Origin of the sequence: Azohydromonas australica DSM 1124 (assembly GCF_000430725.1) — a bacterium.
Classification (GTDB): Bacteria; Pseudomonadota; Gammaproteobacteria; order Burkholderiales; family Burkholderiaceae_C; genus Azohydromonas; species Azohydromonas australica.
In genome coordinates this window covers 99,111-115,515 of sequence record NZ_KE387212.1, presented here as the reverse complement: position 1 = coordinate 115,515, position 16,405 = coordinate 99,111, and the positions used below count along the sequence as shown (strand labels likewise).

Here is a 16,405-nt window from a genome sequence, read left to right as displayed (position 1 = left end):
TCAGGCCTCCTTGCCGGCGCGGCGCGCCGCCTCGGCCTCGTGCGCCTGGCGCAGCTGGTCGCGTAGGTGCGGCGGCATGGCCGCGAAGACGTCGTCGAACATCGACTCCAGCGGCGGGATGTGGCCGTCCAGCAGCGTCCCGTGGCGTTCGGCCTCCTTCTGCGCCGCCGCGACCTCGGCCTCCAGGGCCTTGCGCGTGCGCTCGTGCTCGTCGTCGCTCCAGACGCCGAGTTTGACCAGGTGGCGCTTGAGCCGCTCGATCGGGTCGCCCAGCGGGAAGTGCTCCCAGTCGTCGGCGGGCCGGTAGCGCGACGGGTCGTCGGAGGTCGAATGCGCGCCGGCGCGGTAGGTCACCCACTCGATCAGCGTCGGGCCCAGGTTGCTGCGCGCCCGCTCGGCGGCCCAGCGCGATGCGGCGAGCACCGCGAGGAAGTCATTGCCGTCGACGCGCAGGCTGGCAATGCCGCAACCGACGCCGCGCGCGGCGAAGGTCGTCGCCTCGCCGCCGGCGATCGCCTGGAAGGTCGAGATGGCCCACTGGTTGTTGACGACGTTGAGGATCACCGGCGCGCGGTAGACGTGGGCGAAGGTCAGCGCGGTGTGGAAGTCGGCCTCGGCGGTCGCGCCGTCGCCGATCCAGCCGGAGGCGATCCGGGTGTCGCCCTTGATCGCAGACGCCATCGCCCAGCCGACCGCCTGGATGAACTGCGTCGCCAGGTTGCCCGAGATCGTGAAGAAGCCGGCCCGCTTGTACGAGTACATCACCGGCAGCTGGCGGCCCTTCATCGGGTCGCGCTCGTTGCTCATGAGCTGGCACATCAGCTCGGACATCGGGATGTCGTCGCGCGCGAGCAGCAGCCCCTGCTGGCGATAGGTCGGGAAGCACATGTCGCCCGCTTCGAGCGCCAGCGCATGCGCGGTCGCGATGGCCTCCTCGCCGAGACATTGCATGTAGAACGAGATCTTCTTCTGCCGCTGCGCGGTCAACATCTTCGCGTCGAAGGCGCGGGTGCGCAGCATCGCGACGAGGCCGCGCTTGAGCAGCGCGGCGTCGGCAGTGGGTGCCCAGGGGCCGACGGCGCGGCCCTCGTCGTCGAGCACGCGCACCAGCGCGTTGCTCAGGTCGGCAGTGTCGGCCGGCGCGACGTCGATCGGTGGCCGGCGCGCGACGCCGGCCGGGAACAGGTGCAAGTAGGAGAAATCGGTGTGCTGCCCGGGGCGCCCACTGGGCTCCGGGACATGCAGGCGCAGCGGCTCGCGCGGTCTGTTCGTCATCCGCAGGCTCCTCGGCGCGATGGTGTCGCGCAGCTGTGTCACACAGCGTAGCGGAAGCGCGGCAGCGCAACGAGCTGGCAGATGCAGGTTCCTGGAAGCTTCACCAGGAACTCGGCGACTACAAGCGCAACGTGCCATCGCACGTTCGGGCCCTTCGTCAAGGCATCCGTCACGGCGAGGTGGTCCACCGCGCGCAACTCGGTGCGAGCCCGGGGTGGCGCTGTCGAACCGCGGCAGCGGGCATACCAGCGGCCGCCCGGCCGGCGTTGCGGCCACGTCCAAGACCTCGTTCGTGCAGATGCCTACGCGTCCGAGCGATCCGGCTGGAACGACTGCCACAGCGACGTTGCAGTGAGCCATTGCGGCACCGCGTCGGCATGCAGCGTCATCGTCTCGCCATCGGTGGTCTCGGCGATCAGCACGTGCTGATCGCCCGAGTTGTCAAAGATGTAGGCCCGGTTGGCGGCGTCGCAGGCCTGGCCCAGCAAGCCGATGGAACGGCCGTATCGCTGCACGATCTTGTCGCTGGGCACGTCGTGGCCGCCCTCGGCCACGCGCTGCCGGACCCGGGCGACGTTGATCTCCGGGTCGGCCGTGGCCACGAAGTACAGGTACGTGCGGAATCCCTGTGCCTGGGCCTGCCGCATGAAGTCCACCTTGTCCGGCGAGGACATCACCGTTTCGAAGGTGAACGAGAGGCCCGCGGCCAGCAGCTCGCGCCGGATGAAGTCCGCCAGCACGGCGGCGACATAGGAATTGACGGGCACGGCGCCCAAGGCCAGCTTCCAGCCGTCGATCTGCAGCTCTTCCACGGCACCGGCCAGCCCGGCCCGTCGCCACAATGCAGACACGTGCAGGAAACCGTGGAGCCGCCGCTGCAACCCAGCGGTCGCGTCGGTCAATGCAAAGTCGGCCAGGTCGATGGCCCGCTCGCGCTGAAGCACCTTCTCGATCTCGTCGGCGTTCACGTAGACGCCGATCCATTCCTCGCGCAACAGCTCGCGGATCGTGCTCTTGCCCGAGCCGTTGGGCCCGGCGAACACCCGCAGCCGGGGAAGTGCCAGGCCCTTCAACGGGCGCTGCGGCGCTTGAGCACCATCCCGCGCTGTACCGCAGTGGCTGCAGGCAAGGGATGGAGTACCTGCACCGTGCCGTCGGCACGCGCCTCGACCAGTTGGCCGTCCTGCTCCTTCACCACCTTGCCCAGGCGCTGCAGCGCCCGCTGGTGTGCGGCACGGCCGGCCTGGGCGGCCAGCTCGGGGAACCGGGCCTCGGCGTCCTGCATGGCCGCTTCGCTCAAGACGGGACGGGGTTTCATCGGGGACTCCTGGGCTGCCATGGACGAATTGTGCCCCTGTGCTGCCAGAGCCTGCGGCGCGCGCCCAAGTTGGCCTCGCGCATGCCGGCTGCCCGTGGTGCTCTGCCTTGGACAGAGCCCCAGCAAAGCGATCGCACATCATTTATAGACACGGTTAATCGAAGTAATCTCAGGTCAGTTTTCAGGCGTCAATTTGCGTTGCAGGTACTGGAGTGACGCGCCTTTCAAGCGCGACAGGGACTTGCATGGGCTCGTCAGCCGCGATGCGGGTTCAGGCGCCGGGCTGCAGCAGGCCGAGCAGTTCGGCGCGCTGGGGCGCGAAGGGATTGACGACCGTCACGCCCCGCCAGGTGAAGCCGTTGGAGAGATCCTCGCTCAGCAGCAGCCAACAGCGGCTCTCGGCCACTACGAACAGGGTGAGCGCGTCCCACATGGGCAACTGGTGATCGACCGTGAGGTCCAGCGCTGCTTGGAAGGCCTGCTGCGTGGAGTCGGCCACTTCGGAGCTGTCGGCCCATCCCAGCAGCGCCTCGCGCACCTCGGCGGCAGGACGCCTGGCCTTGGCGGCCAGCACGCGCAAGGGTTCGTCCAGCGCCTGCGCCGGCAGCACGACCTGCGTGCCGGGCAGCTGCTCGACCAGCCGCAGCGCCATGCCGCAGCGCGACTCGTCGCCCTGGCCCTCCGTGTAGGCCAGGAGGCTGGTGTCCAGAACGACCCGCACCACTCAGTCCTGTAGAACTCGCCGCGGGTCCAGTCCCGCGCACCGGAAGCCTGTTGACTGCGCAGCCGCTGCAGCAGGTTCACCTTGGTGCCTTGCCTGGGCCCCTCCTCCGCCCGCGCCGGCGCCATGGTTGCCACGGGCTTGCCGCGCGCCAGGATCGTCACCACCTCGCCAGTCGCCACCTCGCGCAGCAGGCTGGAGAACTGCCGGTTCGCGTCGGCGGCCGATGCGGTTTTCATGGCTTCCAACCGAGCAGTGGTGGACCGTCCACCACCCGCCTTTGGCAACCGCACGGCCAAGAAGCCCGCGCATGGCGCACGAGCAAGCCTGCGCAGACGCTGTCCGCTACCGCACAGTGATGGACCGACCGCCGCCCGGCCACAAGAACCAATTGAACTGGATACGTGACGCGCACTCGGGTTGAGGCTTCCAGCCGTGCAGTGGTGGACGGTCCACCACCCTTTCCTGGCGACGCCGCAGCCAGGAAGTCTGCGCATGGCGTGCCACGGGACCCACGCGGCCGCTGTCCGCTGCGGCACAGTGGTGGACCGTCCACCAACCGATCACGCAAGAACCGATTGAAGCGGGCAGGCGATACGTGGTCTGCCTGGCGACACCAGCCACGCAGTGGTGGACGGTCCACCACTGCGCGGGCCCAGGCTTAGCGAAGCAGCCGGCCCAGCTTGGACGCCAGCTCCGCCCAGCGTTCAGGTGCCAGTGACGCGCCGTCGATCTCCAACACCATGCGGTTGCCCGCTTGGCGCACGACCAGCGCCCTGCCCTTGCCCAGGTCGAACCTTTGCGGAGTCGGAGCGGCGGCTGCGGAATCACCCTCCGCGGCGCCGCTGGCCGACGCAGTGGTGGACGGTCCACCACTTTTGCCGATCAGCGATTCGAAGATCCGCCGAGGCGGCAGTTCCTTGAGCAGTGGATCGGCCGCAACGCGCAGCACCGTCGCCCGGTCCCGCTCTAGCGCGTCCGTGAGCACGGAAGCCCACCGGAACTGGATGTCGTTGGGCGACGCGAAAGCGGCGACAACCTCAGCCGGAAGCGCGGCGATGCGCAGTGCCTTGGAGATGTCGCCATGGTCCCTTCCGATATGGGCCGCAAGCTGGCGCAGCGACGGGAACAGGCCCTCGTCAAGTGCCCGCCGGTACATCGTCCCTTGCTCGTAGGCGGAGAGGTTCTGCCGCGTGCGGTTCTCGCGCTCCATGAAGCCGAAGAGCTCATGGTCGCTGACTTCCCTGATGACCGCGTGCACCGGCACGCCGACCTCCAGGCAGGCGCGGTGGCGCCGATGCCCGAACACGATCTCGTACTGCGGGGCACCGTCCTTCGGCGACGGGAGGGGCCGTACCATGATCGGCTGCACGTTCGCGCCCGCATCCCTGATCTCCGCCTTCAACTCCTCGAACGCCTTGCCGGCATAGGAAGCCTCGTGCCGGTTGGCCCAGCGGCTGGGCACGACGCTGCGCGGATCGAGTGCCACGGCGCCACGCTGCTCGCTCACCCGGCGCACCTCCTCCTCCAGCTCGGTGATGCGCTCCTGCAGCGCGTTGCCGGTGAAGATCTGCAGCGCGTTGTAGCCGGGTCCGGTCCTGGGCCTGGCTGCCGCGGCAGGGGCCGGCCCGGTCACGGAAGCCGCCGCAGCAGGCTCGGCCACCGGCACCGCAGGGGCAGCAGGACTTGCTGGCACGGCGGGCGGCGACAGCGGCATCACGGGCGCTGCGGCCGTCTCGGCCGCCGGCGTCGCTGCACGGCGCGGAACGTTGCTCCAGTCGACGTCGTGGCCCTTCTTCCTGATCACCATCACACGCCTCCACCTTGTCCGAGCTGCTTGTGCCAGAACATCTGCGCCTGGTCCTCGATCAGCTCGACCAGCCGGTCATAGGCGTCGGTGGCGCGCTTGAAGGTCCGGGCAGAGCCGCTCTCGACCTGGTCGTACACCGTGCCGAACTCCGCGCTCGAAGCGTTGGCCGCCGCAGTCTTGGGAATCTCGACGCTCACAAGCTTGTCGCCATAGGCCGAGGCCATCCACTTCTTCACCAGCAGGCTGGTCTGGTCAGCGGACTCGACCTTGGTGGGCAGCACGTCCACGAAGGCAAAGGATTTATGGCCTCCGCGCTGCGTGATGAGCTGGTTCGTGAGGTCGCCGAACAGGTCCCAGAACTGGGCTGAGGACGCGAAGTCCAGCGGGTTGGGCGGCAGCGGCATGATGATCCCGTTGGCCGCCATCAGCGCGTTGATCGTCGTGTACGACAGGGCAGGGGGCGTGTCGATGATGATGAAGTCGTACTTCTCGCGCACGGCATCCAGGCCGTAGTCGAGCACGCTCCAGAACTCGAAACCCGGCTCCTGCGTCTGCCGGGCCGGCAGCGCGAACTCCGCGCCGAAGAGCACGGGCGCGGCAGCCACCAGGTCGATACCGTCCCAGTACGTGCTGCGGACCGCGTAGGTGATGTCCGTCTGCCGGCCCGAGAACAGCGGCATCACGGTGTCGTCCAGCTCCACTTCGGAGTCCGGCAGGATGCCCATGAGCGTGGTGAGACTGCCCTGCGGGTCGCAGTCGATGAGCAGCACGCTGTGGCCCTGCAGGCTCAGCCCCTGTGCCAGGGTCGCTGCGGTGGTCGTTTTGCTGACGCCTCCCTTGAAATTGCCGATGGCAATGGTGATGGCCGTGGCGCCCGCCGGGCGCAGTTCATTGCGGCGGCTTTCCCGAACCCACACCCGGGCTTCGTTCAGCGAGAACTCGCGACGGGCCCCGCTGGGTGTGAGCCGGCCGCTGGGCAGCTCACCACGCCGCAGCCGGTAGTCCACCTGCGGCTTTTCCAGCCCGGTGAGGTCCATGAGCTTGGCGGTCGAGAACACCGGTGGCTTCTTGCGCTGGGTAGGCGCCAGCATGGTTTCGCGCGCATAGGCCACGACGTCCTTCACGCGCTCAGCCTGCTCCAGGATGGCCGGCAGCGTGATGTCTTCCGTAGCGGCAAGCGGGGTGACTTCCAAGTTTCTTCTCCTTCAGCGCGATCACAACGCGTGTTGCGGCATTCTAGGAGGAGATGCAGGATTCGCAGAAATACGCTATTTCTGCATCTTTCAAGCCACACCACAGCTTTCTGAATGTTTTCGGCTCTCTGTCTCAAGGCTTCGGCTTCAAGAAGTCTTTAACTCCTTCAATACCTTTAGGCCTGTGGACAATCGGATTTTTCCATTGCACGACAACGACTTGCGTTGATCTCATGTCCGGCAAATCCAGTCCGCGGGTCCGGCATTTTCAGCCAGCCTGTCCGGGCCTTTCAGGCTCAAGGTCCGGCCTTTCCAGTCCGGCCCGATCCGGGGCTATCAGGCTGTGGACAAGTCGCCTCGACACCACAGACAGGCCTCTGGGCCGGTTGCATGTCCGTGCTTTTCAGCCCGATCGGTCACTTCGCAAGCCGGTCGTGTCCGGCTTTTCCAGTCTTTGAGCGGTATCCGGCGTGCCGCCATGTCCGGCTTTTTCAGTCGGAGTGAGCGCAGGGACGACACCAGGCCATGTCTGGTCTTGTCCAAGAAGCCCTGGACATATACTTGTGCCCATGTCTACCCGTCCCCGGCCGGCGCCGCCACAAGAAGCGGGCACCACGTTCAACAAGCCGGTGTCCGCGCTGGCGATCGTGCCGGTCAACCGTTCGCTCACCGTCACGGCGCGCAAGGTCTACAACGTGATGGGCCGGCTGGCGCAAGCCGCGGGCGACACGCGGGAGGAGGGCTACGCCGCACCGCTGCACGCCATCCTTCACCACGCCGGTACCGACAGCTCCGCCACGGCCTCGGCCAAGCGCTACCTCAAGGAGATGATGACCACCATCATCGAGTGGCGGCAGCTCTCGCCCGGCGACGTCATGCCGGGCGAGGCGGAGCGGGAGCAGGTCTTCACGCTGCTGTCGCAGGCAGACTTCTACAAGGTCGGGCGCGAGAACTGGGTGCGGTGGTGGTATCCCCCGGCCATCAAGCGCCAGATGCTGGACCCCGAGCGCTGGGCCCAGGTCAACCTGGAGACCGTCGCCCGGCTGGGGACCTACTGCGCCGTGGCGCTGTACGAGATCTGCGCGCGCTACCAGGGCGTGGGCCGGACGATGCGCCAGGACTGGACCTGGTGGCTGCCCGTGCTACGCGGCACCGACCAGTCCAAGCTGCGCGAGTGGCGCAAGTTCAAGAACGAGTTCGTGGCGCCCGCGGTGCGCAACATCAACGAGCTCTCCGAGATCGAGATCGAGCTCGTGGAGCACAAGAAGAACGGCAAGTTTTCCGGCGAGGTGCAGTTCCTGGTCCGGCGCAAGGACCCGCAGCCCGCCGCGGCGCTGGAAGCCGAGCATCCGGTGGACGTGACGGCGCAGGGCAGGGCGCTGGCGCTGGAGATCCGCGAGCAGGACTTCGACGCCCTGGCCGAGCGCTACGGCCCTGAGGCCGTGGCGCGCGCGCTGGACACGCTGGCGCAGCACGTGGCCTCGGCCAAGGCGCCCATCGTCAACCGCCTCTCTCACCTGAAATGGATCCTCGGCGGCGTGCCGGACAAGCGGCCGGCGGCAGCCGCCAGTCCGGTGCTGCCCTCGCCCAAGCCGCCTGCCCCGGCCGCGCCCGCGGCACAGCCGCAGGCCACGCCGGCGCAGGACAACCTGGTGGAGGCGGAACAGGCCTTTGCCGCGCTGCCGCGCGACGAGCAGTTCCGCTGGCTGAAGCGGCTGCGCGAGGACCTGGTGGCCCGCGGCGTGCAGCTCACGCCGCTGCTGCGCTCGCGGCTGGACGCGGGGCAGTGGCAGGCGCCCGCGCTTCGCTCCTGGCTGCTGCGCTTCTACGCCAGCCACCGCGAGGCGCCGTAGGCAGGCCGGCCGGGCAAGGCTTTCAGGCCCCACAACGCCGCGGGCCGGCAAGGCGCCCCGGGAGGGCAAGCCGCCTGCTCCTGGTACCGGTGTTCCGGACGACGGCTCCCGCTCAACGCGGGAGCCCGTCCTTCACCCGTCCGATGGAAGCCTGCGCATGACCGAGCGATTCATGGCCGAAGCCGTCGCCAGCGCGGCGGTGCCTGGCTGGCCTGCCGACGACGGCGAGATGGCCGCGTGCATCCGGGCGCACGACTGGGCGGCCACGCCGCTGGGCGCCATCGCGACCTGGCCGGCAAGCCTGCGCCAGGCCGTGGACACCTGCCTGGGCTGCGGCTTCGCCAGCGTGGTGTGCTGGGGATCCGAGCTGGTCCAGATCAACAACGACGCGGCACGGTCCATCCTGGGCGGCGGGGTGGACCAGGCGCTGGGCCTGCCCGCGCGCCAGGCTTGGCGGCCCCTCTGGGACGGCTTCGCTGTGCTGGCCGACCAGGTCCTGCGCAGCGGCAAGCCGGCGCTTGGCGAGGACGTGCCCCTGGAGGTGCAGCGCGGGAGCGTCCGGGAGACGGCGTACTTCACCGTCTCGCTGGGCGCGCTGCGCGACGAGGGCGGGACGGTGGCGGGCGTGTGCGTCACCGCCGTCGAGACCACGGCCCGGGTCCGGGCCGTGGCGGCACGGCACGAGAGCGAGGCCCGCTTGGCCGTGTTCTTCGAGCGGGCGCTGGTGGGGCTGTCCGAGATCGCCCCGGATGGACACTTCCTGCAGGCCAACGCCGAGCTCGGCCGCATCCTCGGCCGCAGCCCCGACGTGCTGTGCCAGGTGGCGATCGCGGATGTCACCCACCCGGACGATGTGGCCCCGAGCCTGGCTGCCACCCTGCAGGTGCTGGAGGCAGGAGGCAGCGCGACCCTGGAGAAGCGCTACCGGCGCCCGGACGGCACGCAGGTCGTGGCGCAGAGCAGCCTCACGCGGCTGGATGCGCTGGACGGCGGCGAGCCGCGGCTGCTGGCGGTGACGGTGGATCTCACGGCCCGCTGGCAAGCCAGACAGGCGTTGCAGGAGAGCGAGGCGCGCATCCGGGCCATCGCCAACCTCGTGCCCGACCTGCTCTGGAGCGACGATGCCCATGGCCGTACCGACTGGGTGAACCGGCGCTGGCTGGAGTACACCGGCCTGGACGAGGCGCAGAACCTGGGCGAGGGCTGGCACTCGACGGTCCATCCCGAGGACCTGCCGCAGGTGCTGTCGCGCCGGAACAAGGCCATGCAGAAGGAGCAGGCGTGGGAGAGCGAACACCGCATCCGGCGCTTCGACGGCGGCTTTCGCTGGCACCTGGTGCGCGCGGAGCCGCTGCGCGACCGTGACGGCCGGGTCGTGCAGTGGCTTGGCTCGGCCACTGACGTGCACGAGCAGCGCCTGTCGCGTGAGCTGCTGGAGCAGCGCGTCACCGAGCGCACGCAGGCCCTGCGCCAGCTGCTGCTGCGCGTGGAGACCGTGCAGGACGACGAGCGCCGGCGCATCGCCCGCGAGCTGCACGACTCGCTGGGCCAGTACCTGGCGTCCTTGCTGCTGGCCGTCAACGGCCTGAAGGGCGAGCTGACCGACCCGACGGCAAGGCAGCAGCTGGAGGTTCTGGAAGCCCAGACGCAACGCGTGGACCGCGAGCTCGACCGCCTGGTCTTCATCCTCAGGCCCACGGCGCTGGAGGACTGCGGGCTCAGCGAAGGCGTGGAGGCCTATGTGCGCACCTGGTCCGAGCTCACCGGCGTGGCGGTCGACCTGGAGCTGCAGGGGCTCGACCACGTCCGGCTGCCGGTCCACGTGCAGGCTGCCGCCTTCAGGGTCGTGCAGGAGGCGCTGACCAACGTGGCCAAGTACGCGCAGGCTTCCCAGGTGAGCGTGAGCCTGGCGCGACGCCGCCGCCACCTCGTGGCCAGCATCGAGGACGACGGCATCGGCTTCGATGCGGCCGACGCCATGGTTCCCGCGCCCAACCGCATCCACTGGGGACTGCTGGGCATGCAGGAGCGCATTGAGGCCCTGGGCGGCAGCTTCGCCATCGAATCGCAACCCGGCGCAGGGACCACGGTCCTGTGGCGCGTGCCGCTGGCGTCGGCGGAGGGTGGCGCGGAGCCGGCTGCAGGGTCGGGCAAGGCCCCGGTCCCTCTCTCGGGACAACCGTTGCCGGCGTCCTCCACCACGGAGATCAGCAAGGAATGGAGCCACGCCCGCCGTCCGCTGGCCCAGATCCTGTTGGGCCGCCTGGCCGAGGCGGAGGAGGGCGTTCGCGCCCGTGACGACTTCCTGGCCATCGTCGGCCACCAGCTGCGCAGCCCGATGAACGCGCTCTCGCTGCAGCTGCATGCGGTCGAACGCATGCTGGCGCACGGCCACGGCTCGCGCGCGGTGGAGGAGCTGGGCCGCGCCCGCCGCATCCTGCGGCGCTTCGTGCAGCGCGCCACCGTGCTGCTCGACGTCAGCCGGCTCAACGCCGGGCAGTTCAAGCTCGACGTGGAGCCGGTGGACGTGCCGGCGCTGGTGGAGCGGGTGGTGGGCGCCTGTGCACAGGAGGCCGCCGTTCGCGGCGCGCCGATCCACGCTGCCGTCGAACCGGGCCTGATGGCGCACTGGGATGCGCGCGCCGTCGAGGAGGTGCTGTGCAACCTGGTCACCAATGCCATCAAGCACGGCGAGGGGACGGCCGTCGAGGTGAGCGTTGACCGCGAGGACGCCGGGCACATCCGCCTGTCGGTTTCGGATCGAGGGCCGGGCATCGATCCCGCCCAGGCGTTGCGGCTGTACGAGAAGTTCGAGCGGGTGGTCGGGATACCGAGCACCACGAGCGGCTTCGGAATCGGCTTGTGGCTGGTGGGGCAGATCGTTCGCGCCCATGGCGGAACGGTCGATGTGCAGGCCGGGTCCCAGGGCGGCACGATCTTTCGCCTCAAACTCCCGGTCTTTGCAACCTCAGCCCGCCCACCGCTGGCCGCTCCAACATGACTTCCGACAAGACCTCCCGCGCCCCGAGCCTGCCCCGCGTGCCCACCGGCATCGCCGGCCTGGACGAGGTGATCGGCGGCGGGTTGCTCAAGTCCGGCGTCTACATGGTGCAAGGGTCCCCGGGCGCGGGAAAGACGATCCTGGCCAACCAGATCGGCTTCAACCTCGCCGCGGCGGGCGAGCGGGTGGTCTACATCACCATGCTGGCCGAGTCGCATGCCCGGCTGATGCAGCACATGGGCTCGTTCTCGTTCTTCGACGAAAGCCTGGTGCCGGAGAACGTCTACTACGTCAGCGCCTTCAACGCCTTGCGCGACGCGGGCCTGCCCGGCGTGGTGAACCTGCTGCGCGGCGAGATGCGCACCCACAAGGCCCGGCTGCTGGTGCTCGATGGCCTGGTGATCGCGGCCCAGGCCGCGGCCTCCGAGGAGTCGCTGAAACTGTTCATCAGCGACATCCAGGCGCACTCCACGCTGACGGGCTGCACGACGCTGCTGCTGGCCAGCGACGACGCCGACCGGCCCGTGTCGCCGGAGCAGACGATGGTGGACGGCATCGTGCTGCTGCGCGAATGCGCCCTGGGCCCCCGGCGCGAGCGCCGGATCGACGTGGTGAAGTTCCGCGGCAGCAACACGCTGCGCGGCACCCACTCCTTCCGGATCGGACCCAACGGCATCACGGTGTACCCGCGGCTGGAGTCCGCTCGGCGCGACTCGCCGCACACCGCCATCAAGGGGCGCGGCCTGTCCACCGGCATTGACGGACTGGACCGCATGTTCGACATCGGCGGCTTGGCCGAGGCCAGCGTCACGGCCGTGTCGGGCTACTCGGGCAGCGGCAAGACCAGCCTGGCCTTGCACTTCCTGTCGCGCTCCAGCGTCCAGGAGCCGGGGCTGTACTTCGGGTTCTACGAGTCGCCGGAGTTCCTGCTCCAGATCTCGCAGATGCTGGGCCACGACCTGCAACCCTTGGTGGATGCGGGCGTCGTGCACTTCGTGTGGCAGCCCTTCGGCGAGAACCTGCTCGACGAGCTGGCCGCGCGGCTGCTGGAGGCCATACGCCAGACCGGCGCCCGGCGGGTCGTCGTCGACAGCCTGGGGGGCTTCGCCGCGGCAACGGCCTACCAGACGCGGGACGGCAGCTTCCTGGCGAGCCTGTCCAACGAGCTCAGGCGCTCGGGCGCGACCTCGCTGATCACGGTGGAAGAGACGGACGCCGAGCACTCGTCCTTTCCGATCAACACGCCGACGATGTCGGCCCTTTGCGACAACATCATCCGGCTCGCCGTGCAGGTCGAGCACAGCGTGCAGCACCGCATGTGGATCGGCAAGGCGCGCAACAGCCGCTGCGATCAGCGCGTGCGCGAGCTGGTGCTCACGTCCACGGGCCTGGAGGTCAAGGACACCGCGGCGTCCGTGGGCGCCACCCACGCTGAAGGCGGGACCGACGCGTGAACCCGCTGCGCATTCTTGTGGTGGATGACGAGGTTTCCAACGCGGAGGTGCTTGCGCTCATCCTGCATGAGGAAGGTTTCCTGGTCACGGTGGCGAGTGACGGCCGCCAGGCGCTGGAGCGCATCGAACAGGCTGCGCCCGACCTGCTCATCACGGACTACATGATGCCGGGCATGAGCGGCGTGGAGCTGGCGCGGGCGGTGCGGCAGTTGCCCCGACACCGCAACCTGCCCGTGCTGCTGATGAGCGGCGCCGCGGCATCGACCTTGAGCGCGCACGCGCAGCACTTCGACGCCTTCCTGCGCAAGCCCTTCGACATCGAGGCGCTGCTCAAGGCGGTGCAGTCGCTGCTCACCCGACCGCTCGATGGCCTGCCGTCGTTGAAGAACTGAGCCTGGGCCACGGCGCCCATCGCCAAAGTTCCCTCCTCCGAACCCGGGTCGGCATGGAAACGGCCCGGGCGTGCGACCCCCGCGGCGGGAACCGGGATTGCAAATGTTCCGGCATGAGCAGTACCCAAAAATCCAGGATCGCGCTTCGGGTCCCGGAGCTGTCGCTGGGCACCATCAACTGGCCCGGCTGCATCGAGCTGCGGCTGCGCCTGCTGGAGATCCAGCGACGCCAGCCTCCGGCCGATCCCGAAGCCAAGCCCATCCGCATCGGCATCGAGGACGCCTACGGCGACCTCGTGCACGTGGTCGAGACCACGCGCCTGACCGAAGCCGTGAAGGTGTTCGAGCTGCTGTCCGACGCCGGCCTGGTGCCCAGCCACGGCCGGTGCCGTACCAGCGACGGCCGCACGCTCACGCGCACCTACCGCTGGCCCGATGCCCAGGACCCGGCATCCGCGGCGAGGGCTTCGAGCGCAACGCAGTGCACGGGCAGCAGCGAGCTGGGCCTTTCAGTGGCTGCCCTTGGGGTGGCCTGCCAGCTGCGAACGGGGTGACGGTACCTGCCTGGCCGACTGCGAGAGCTCCTGGAGGATGCCGCAGTCGCGCGCGGGCTGCGACTGGCCGCATTGCCGGCGCAGCTCCTTGAGCGCCTTCTCCAGCGAGCGCAGCTCGCGGATGCGCTGCGCCACGTGGCCGATGTGCTCGTCCAGCAGCGCGTTGACCTCGCCGCAGTGCGCCTGCGGCGCGTCCTTGTAGCGCAGCAGCACCCGGATCTCGTCGAGTGTCATGTCCAGGTTGCGGCAGTGCCGCACGAAGGCCAGCCGCTCCACGTGCGCGGGCCCGTAGACGCGGTAGTTGTTGTCGGCCCGCTCGGGCGCGGCCAGCAGCCCCTCGCGCTCGTAGTAGCGGATGGTCTCCACCGGTGTGCCAGTGGCGCTGGCAAGCTCGGAAATCTTCATCGTCATTACCCCCTTCACGCTCCGTGGCCGGGGCGTTTGACTCTGTACCTGCTACAGGGTTTCCAATGGTGGCAGATCGGAAAAGCCACCATGAAGCCCCACGACTCCCCTTCCTCTTCGTGCAGCGGCGGCGCCTGCTGCGGCGGCGCCCCGGCCGCCACCGTCGCTGCCCTGCCCATGCCGACGCCGCGTGCCGGCACGACCGTCTACCGCATCCCGACCATGGATTGCCCGGTCGAGGAGGCCGAGATCCGCCGCGCGCTCGAAGGCGTCAGCGGCATCCGCGCCCTCAACTTCCAGCTCGGCGCGCGCACGCTGGCCATCACTGCCCCGGCGCCGGTGCTGCCGCGGGCGCTGGAGGCCATCACCCGCGCCGGCTTCAAGCCCCAGCCGCTGCACCAGCCACCGCAGGACGGCAGCACTGCGGCGAAGCAGGAGCACCACGGCCACGACCACGACCACAGCCACGACGCGGGCTACGGCATCCCGCGCCTGGCGCTGGCGCTCGTGCTGGCCCTGGTGGCCGAGGGCATCGAGCTCCTCGCGCCGCACACCCTGGTTTTCGAAGCCGCCGGCATGGCGCTGGCGCTGGCCGCCATCGGGCTGTCGGGCCTGGAGACCTACGCCAAGGGCTTCGCGGCGCTGCGCCGCGGCCGGCTCACCATCAACGCGCTGATGTCGGTGGCCGTCACCGGCGCCTTCCTCATCGGCCAGTGGCCCGAGGCCGCCATGGTGATGGCGCTCTACGGCATTGCCGAGCTGGTCGAGGCGCGCGCCGCGGACCGGGCCCGCAACGCGATCCGCACCCTCATGGCGCTGGCGCCCGAGGAGGCCGACGTGCGCCAGGCCGATGGCACCTGGCGCGCGGTACCCGCCGGCAATGTGGCCGTGGGCGACACGGTGCGCATCCGCCCGGGCGGGCGCGTGCCGCTGGATGGCGTCGTCACGCGGGGCAGCAGCGCCCTGAACCAGGCCCCCGTCACCGGCGAGAGCATCCCGGTGGACAAGGCGCCGGGCGATGCGGTCTTCGCGGGCAGCGTGAACGAGACCGGCGAGATCGAGCTGCGCGTGACGGCCCCGGCCGCCGACAGCACGCTGGCGCGGATCATCCACGCCGTCGAGCAGGCGCAGAGCGCGCGGGCGCCGACGCAGCGCTTCGTGGACCGCTTCTCGCAGGTCTACACCCCGGCCATCTTCGCGCTGGCCCTGGCCACCGCCGTGCTGCTGCCGTGGCTCACCGACGCGACCTGGACGCAAGCGCTGTACAAGGCGCTGGTGCTGCTGGTCATCGGCTGCCCGTGCGCGCTGGTGATCTCCACGCCGGTGACGGTGGTCAGCGCGCTGGCCGCGGCGGCGCGGCGCGGCGTGCTGATCAAGGGTGGCACCTACCTGGAGCAGGCCCGGGAAATCAAGGTCGTGGCGCTGGACAAGACCGGCACCCTCACCGAGGGCCGCCCGAAGCTCGTGCACTGGGAGAGCCTGCAGGGCGAGCGCGACGCCAACGCGCAGGTGGCCGCAAGCCTGGCCGCGCGCTCGGACCACCCGGTGTCGCAAGCCATCGCGCAGGGCCTGGCGTTGCAGGGCGACGGCGTCACGGCGTTCAAGGCGCTGGCCGGGCGGGGCGTGGAAGGCGTGGTCGAGGGCCGGCGCGTCGTGCTGGGCAACCATCGCCTGGCTGAGGAGCGCGGGCAGTGCAGCGCCGCGCTGGAGCAGCGGCTGCAGGCCCAGGAGTCGCAGGGGTGCAGCGTCACGCTGCTCATGGGCGACGACGGCGTGCTGGCGGTGTTCGCCGTGGCCGACACGATCAAGGACAGCTCGCGCGAGGCGGTGGCGCAGCTGCGCGCGCTGGGCGTCACGCCGGTGCTGCTCACGGGCGACAACGCCGCTGCGGGGCAGACCATCGCGCGGCAGGCCGGCATCGACGAGGTGAGCGCCAACCTGCTGCCTGAGGACAAGCTCGCCGCCGTGGAGGCGCTGCGCCGGCGCGGCGCGGTGGCGATGGTGGGTGACGGTATCAACGACGCGCCGGCGCTGGCGCGCGCGGACATCGGCGTCGCCATGGGCGCGGCGGGCACCGACACCGCCATGGAAGCGGCCGACGTGGTGGTGATGAACGACGACCTGCGCCGCATCCCGGAGGCCATCCGGCTCTCGCGCCGCACGCGCGCCGTGCTGTGGCAGAACATCGCGTTCGCCATCGGCGTGAAGGCCGTGTTCTTCGTGCTGGCGGTGTTCGGCTCGGCCACGATGTGGATGGCGGTGTTCGCCGACATGGGCGCGACGCTGATCGTCGTGGCCAACGGGCTGCGGCTGCTCAAGGCCAGGCCGGCCGGGCGGGCAAGCGGCGGCGCCACACGCGCAATGTCCGGGCGCCCTGCCTGAAACGTTACGGATTTGACGCTTCCGCCACGCCGGGCCCGCCGGCGTGG

Annotated in this window: 13 protein-coding genes and 1 pseudogene; 6 read left to right on the top strand and 8 right to left on the bottom strand. The window is 69.8% G+C overall.

The window, feature by feature from the left end:
• The 7 genes and pseudogenes from H537_RS47120 to H537_RS47105 all read right to left on the bottom strand — a co-directional run bounded on the left by H537_RS47120 (position 1) and on the right by H537_RS47105 (position 6,317).
• The gene (locus H537_RS47120; RefSeq protein WP_051244156.1) at positions 1-1,275 is read right to left on the bottom strand and encodes a 3-methyl-2-oxobutanoate dehydrogenase (2-methylpropanoyl-transferring) subunit alpha; all 1,275 of its coding nucleotides are present in this window, start codon (positions 1,273-1,275) and stop codon (positions 1-3) included.
• Positions 1,276-1,577: 302 nt separating this feature from the next.
• On the bottom strand, positions 1,578-2,348 hold the full coding sequence (locus tag H537_RS54690) for an ATPase (RefSeq protein ID WP_238446904.1): 771 nt from the start codon (positions 2,346-2,348) through the stop codon (positions 1,578-1,580).
• On the bottom strand, positions 2,345-2,593 hold the full coding sequence (locus tag H537_RS56090) for a hypothetical protein (protein ID WP_043461272.1): 249 nt from the start codon (positions 2,591-2,593) through the stop codon (positions 2,345-2,347). The genes H537_RS54690 and H537_RS56090 overlap by 4 nt, the downstream gene beginning before the upstream one ends.
• Positions 2,594-2,864: 271 nt before the next feature.
• Positions 2,865-3,314 carry a PIN domain-containing protein gene (locus H537_RS56085; protein ID WP_029001440.1) on the bottom strand — a complete coding sequence of 150 codons (450 nt, stop codon included), beginning with the start codon at positions 3,312-3,314 and terminating at the stop codon, positions 2,865-2,867.
• 143 nt (positions 3,315-3,457) lie between these two features.
• Positions 3,458-3,553 (bottom strand): annotated as a pseudogene (locus H537_RS56940) (type II toxin-antitoxin system Phd/YefM family antitoxin); the annotation flags it as partial.
• 422 nt (positions 3,554-3,975) lie between these two features.
• A complete protein-coding gene (locus H537_RS47110; RefSeq protein ID WP_169517144.1) occupies positions 3,976-4,950 on the bottom strand; it encodes a ParB/RepB/Spo0J family partition protein in 975 nt (324 codons plus the stop codon).
• Between the two features lie 173 nt (positions 4,951-5,123).
• Entirely contained in the window at positions 5,124-6,317 is a 1,194-nt protein-coding gene (locus H537_RS47105; protein ID WP_043461269.1) for a ParA family protein, read from the bottom strand.
• A gap of 569 nt (positions 6,318-6,886) precedes the next feature.
• On the opposite strand from H537_RS47105, the gene H537_RS53790 reads away from it, so the two are divergent.
• The 5 genes from H537_RS53790 (at position 6,887) to H537_RS0133915 (ending at position 13,571) form a co-directional block, all read left to right on the top strand.
• On the top strand, positions 6,887-8,170 hold the full coding sequence (locus H537_RS53790) for a replication initiation protein (protein ID WP_156902119.1): 1,284 nt from the start codon (positions 6,887-6,889) through the stop codon (positions 8,168-8,170).
• A gap of 157 nt (positions 8,171-8,327) precedes the next feature.
• Positions 8,328-11,171 carry an ATP-binding protein gene (locus tag H537_RS49985; protein ID WP_051244150.1) on the top strand — a complete coding sequence of 948 codons (2,844 nt, stop codon included), beginning with the start codon at positions 8,328-8,330 and terminating at the stop codon, positions 11,169-11,171.
• Positions 11,168-12,625, top strand: coding sequence for a DUF7125 family protein (locus tag H537_RS47095; protein ID WP_051244147.1), 1,458 nt, complete (start codon positions 11,168-11,170; stop codon positions 12,623-12,625). Before H537_RS49985 ends, H537_RS47095 begins: the two co-directional genes overlap by 4 nt.
• A complete protein-coding gene (locus H537_RS0133920) occupies positions 12,622-13,017 on the top strand; it encodes a response regulator (RefSeq protein WP_029001438.1) in 396 nt (131 codons plus the stop codon). Before H537_RS47095 ends, H537_RS0133920 begins: the two co-directional genes overlap by 4 nt.
• 113 nt (positions 13,018-13,130) lie before the next feature.
• Entirely contained in the window at positions 13,131-13,571 is a 441-nt protein-coding gene (locus H537_RS0133915) for a hypothetical protein (RefSeq protein WP_029001437.1), read from the top strand.
• Here H537_RS0133915 and cadR read toward each other — a convergent pair.
• Positions 13,527-13,976, bottom strand: coding sequence for a Cd(II)/Pb(II)-responsive transcriptional regulator (gene cadR, locus H537_RS0133910; RefSeq protein ID WP_029001436.1), 450 nt, complete (start codon positions 13,974-13,976; stop codon positions 13,527-13,529). The genes H537_RS0133915 and cadR overlap by 45 nt on opposite strands.
• Positions 13,977-14,066: 90 nt before the next feature.
• On the opposite strand from cadR, the gene H537_RS47090 reads away from it, so the two are divergent.
• Positions 14,067-16,358: a heavy metal translocating P-type ATPase gene (locus H537_RS47090; protein WP_051244143.1), complete on the top strand. Its 2,292-nt coding sequence runs from the start codon at positions 14,067-14,069 to the stop codon at positions 16,356-16,358.
• The last annotated feature ends 47 nt before the right edge of the window (positions 16,359-16,405 follow it).